We start from the raw sequence: 3,840 nt of genomic DNA on the forward strand, positions 1-3,840 counted from the left end.
CCTCAAAAAGATGAACCATTATTTATTACACGTTACGGGACACGGTTACAAGCCCTGGATATTTATCGGATTTGCCAAAGAGTTTTAAAGCAAGCGTTGGCTTTTTTGCCTGAACATGAAAAATTTGAATTTACTCCACATAAATTAAGGCATACTTTCTTGAAGAAAGTCACTGATAAACATGGTGTTCACTTTGCCCAGGAATTAAGTGGAAATGTGTCCATTAAAGAGCCAAGCCCAGTCAGGCTGAGATGCAGGCGACCATAGAAAGTCTTTTTGAAAGTTAAACAGTTGCTTAGCTAATAGGGGAGGTAAGATGAGATTTATATGTAATATAGATAAAACAGATCGTGTAAACCGGACAATAATTGGTTCAGCACTGTGTATTGCGGCACTGTTTGGAATGGGAAAGTATTTTTATATTGCATTAGGACTGGTATTGATAATAGAGGGCGTTGTTGGTTGGTGCTCTATCCCCTATGTGCTAGGTAAGATCAAACGACTGCTCTAAATACGATAAAAGAGCGAACTCTTGCTGGTCTTGAAGCTGCTCGGGGTAGAAGGTATTTGATGGCTTGTTACTGACACAGCACTATTTACAAGGCTCAAAAAACACAATAAAAGCCTCTAAAGTGATAATAGATAAGTTTGTGAAAAATCATGAAATTCAATTTGAAGAGATCAGAGAAGACCACATAAAATTAATGAATGGTTTGAATGAAAGTAAAGAGGCGAGGGCTCAAGTGCTTATAACGCACTAAATAAAAAGCCGCATACATGGCTGCATCTCTATCCTCGTTTTGTAACAACTTATTTGTATTACTTCTTGCATCCAGCGCTGGGTCCATACATGGCGGCGCGCTGGATGGTCTTTGATTTAAGTACAATTTCCTTGTATCACGCATGGATATAAATTTGTAGCAAACTGATAACCTGTAGTTGCGTCATAATTGATTGTCCAACTGAATACACCGCCTATGCCAGAATAGGTTGAAGGTGGCGTATACGTGTCACAATCTTCATTTGTGCTTAAGCATTCGATGACGTTTTGTGCTACAGACGTGTCAGCAGCGGGAGAACCATCACTTTGTCCTGATGAGTTGTTTACTGTATACCCAATTACTACTTGAGATGGCTGTAAATATGAAATATACGGTTGAAATCCTGTTTCTTGTCCAGATGAAATGGTTGCTGGCCAACTCGCCAAAAGATCAGTCGCAAAAGCGACTGCTGGATCAGCAGTTGAGGTTAATGTCCCCGTTGTTGGGTAACATACTAAATTGATACCATAGGCGCATCCTGAGTTGTAATTTTGAAATCCTACCCAAGTGAGCGAGGAGTAGGTTTGCATAATGAGAGAAGCATAATTTCCCCAGATCGATGAAAAGCTGGGTGTTGCAGATATATTAGCAATTTGAGGTGCTAGCGTTAACATACTATCTGGTGATTGAGTATGAAAATTATTTATAATTGTTGTCAGATAAAAAATATCGCAAGCTGAGTCATATGTATCGTTACTGCAGTTGGTACTTGGAGCCGAAAACGAATAGGCTGCATTAAAACCCTGCTCGATATCAAAGTCAAACCCATCAAATCCATAAGTGGATACTAGCGAAGTCATATTGTTGATAAATGTTGTCTCAAATGCACTTGGGCTTGATGCGAGTTGAATCGCTGCATCAAAGTCCACTGTAGTATTAGAAATACTTGTTGAAGCGCCACCAATTGATAACAAGACCTTAAGCCCGCTGTCATGTAAAGATTGTACATATGTCGCTAAATCAAAACCACTGATATCATCTATATTAATTGTTCCAGGTGAAGTGGTACTAAATAAACCAAAAGCAATTAACACATGTGTGTACCCTGCTGCGGCAATAGCAGAAGCATCAGGCGGCGATTCCCACCCATATAAATAGCCAATAATACGCCCAGCTTCTTGTTCTGACACGGTCATCATTTGAGTCGATATAGGATCTCTTCCTCGCGCATTTAATGCTAATCTAAATGTTATATTGCGAGATGAAACAGATTGAGATGTGCGTTTAATCCGAAATGTTTTTGGCTGTTTACTACTAAAAGAAAAGGTACACCAACCATTTGATTGCATTGTGCAGTCTGAAGAATTTACAAGAGAGTATCCAGAATTAGTTAAATTTATGCCGGCGTATGGATAAGTTCTGCTTGAGGGTTTGGGGCGAACGGTAAGATAACTTTCTTGACCATTTTTATTCGCAATCATTTTCACCCGAAACATTGGCGAAGCGGATTGAGCAATTGTTGTCGATATAAATAACATCACTAGGATTATTCGTCGCATAATTAAATTGTCCATTTAAATTGTAATTGAACACATCACAGCGTTTGCATACAAGGTTCCAGTTTTTAATGGATTGAGAACTTGGTCGTTAATAATTCTCATCTTTCCTTGTCCCAAGTAGTAAAATTGATAACCGCATTCGAGAGGCACCTGACCAAATGCATGGTTAAATTGAATGCCAGCGCCTAATGTAGCACTAAATTGTGTAGTAGTTTTTCCAGAAAAAATGTTATCAGGTAAAGTATATTCTGAATCATCATTTAGAATTGAATATTCATCAAAATGACTGGTTTGAATAAAGTTCGGACCTATACCTGCATTCAATGTAATTCGCTGTTCAGAGAAGATAGTTTTGATGGTTGATTTTACTATCGCGTAAAAAGGGTATTGAGTCACATGATATCCATAGGTTAAATTTTCATATGAACCTTCTTTAATGACTGTACCTGAAATATTCGTTTTGGGCAGATAAAACCAATTTAATCCATATTGAACATTATAATAATCTCTTTCTTGTCCTGTAACAAAATAACCTACACCAAACAATCCATTACTGTTTGCCGCATGTGTCACAGTAAATTTGTCGCCGATTAGTCCATCAAATTGAATAAACTGTTGGCTAGCAGATGTACGCCAATACCCACCCATTTGGATCGTAGCATGTCCATTTTTAAGAGCACTGGGCTTATCCTTTGCAAATTCAGTCGCATTAGCGTGTACTACAAATCCCCCCCAAAAAAAATAACACATCAATAGGCGCATATGTGATTTCCTTGTCTATACATAGAACATTTCCCTATAGTTTAAATTCAAGACTCACTGAGTCTAAAGAGAGTTTTAGAGAAAGTCAAAGAGCAGAATAGCTGTTTGTCTAAAGCGATATTCGGGGTAGTGCCCCTTTATAATTGCAAACCTATCATCTTGTCATATAATTAACCATGAACACAATTGATCATTCTTTAGAAAATTTATTAGAGCTTAATGGTGAGAGCTCATCATTGATAAATCTCTTGGGTTATGGGTGAAATTTGAGGTGACTCGGACGTTAAGCCGTCCGCAAGGTGTTAAATACTCAATAACATTACATAATAAAAAAATCATAAATTTCGGTCAGATCTCAACTGTATAGACCAATTGTTCATTAATAAATGATATTTCAGTACGATAAAGTGTGGTGTTATCAAGTTCAAAACCGCGCTCCTTCATCATTTCTTCCAAATCCCTATAGCTAATGCCGTATTTACAATACCAACGGACGCATTGCAGGATAACTTCACTATGAAAATGACGCCATTTAAAAGCAATAGGTTTTGTTGAGCGCATCTTGATATTCCATTAGTTTGAGCTGGTTAGATATTAATTATAAACTTCTGTCCGTTATTGCAACGGCGCTCTTATTTCAATAGGGATTTAGGCGAATTTTCCCTATTTATTTTTGATTAATGTTAAATCAAATAGATTTTTTTAAACTCAAAGCAGTAGAAATTTTCTGTGGAGAGTATCATGCCTGTAAAAAACGA

At 37.4% G+C, this 3,840-nt stretch carries 4 protein-coding genes and 2 pseudogenes; 2 read left to right on the forward strand and 4 right to left on the reverse strand.

Going from position 1 to position 3,840, the window contains the following annotated elements; translation table 11 throughout:
* Together BN58_RS26395 and BN58_RS37975 are read left to right on the forward strand one after the other, a co-directional pair.
* Positions 1 to 267: pseudogene (locus tag BN58_RS26395) on the forward strand (hypothetical protein); the annotation flags it as partial.
* A gap of 49 nt (positions 268 to 316) precedes the next feature.
* Positions 317 to 511 carry a YgaP family membrane protein gene (locus tag BN58_RS37975; RefSeq protein WP_019217715.1) on the forward strand — a complete coding sequence of 65 codons (195 nt, stop codon included), beginning with the start codon at positions 317 to 319 and terminating at the stop codon, positions 509 to 511.
* Between the two features lie 190 nt (positions 512 to 701).
* Here BN58_RS37975 and BN58_RS34960 read toward each other — a convergent pair whose 3' ends face one another.
* The 4 genes and pseudogenes from BN58_RS34960 to BN58_RS26405 form a co-directional block, all read right to left on the reverse strand.
* Positions 702 to 848 (reverse strand): hypothetical protein, encoded by a 147-nt coding sequence (locus BN58_RS34960; protein WP_232220719.1) that lies wholly within the window; start codon positions 846 to 848, stop codon positions 702 to 704.
* Between the two features lie 29 nt (positions 849 to 877).
* Positions 878 to 2,335, reverse strand: coding sequence for a glycosyl hydrolase family 18 protein (locus tag BN58_RS26400; RefSeq protein ID WP_019217717.1), 1,458 nt, complete (start codon positions 2,333 to 2,335; stop codon positions 878 to 880).
* Entirely contained in the window at positions 2,336 to 3,082 is a 747-nt protein-coding gene (locus BN58_RS16200; protein ID WP_019217718.1) for a hypothetical protein, read from the reverse strand.
* Positions 3,083 to 3,481: 399 nt separating this feature from the next.
* Positions 3,482 to 3,643 (reverse strand): annotated as a pseudogene (locus tag BN58_RS26405) (IS6 family transposase); the annotation flags it as partial.
* Positions 3,644 to 3,840: the final 197 nt, after the last annotated feature.

The sequence above is a fragment of the Legionella tunisiensis genome (genome assembly GCF_000308315.1).
GTDB classification, from domain to species: Bacteria; Pseudomonadota; Gammaproteobacteria; order Legionellales; family Legionellaceae; genus Tatlockia; species Tatlockia tunisiensis.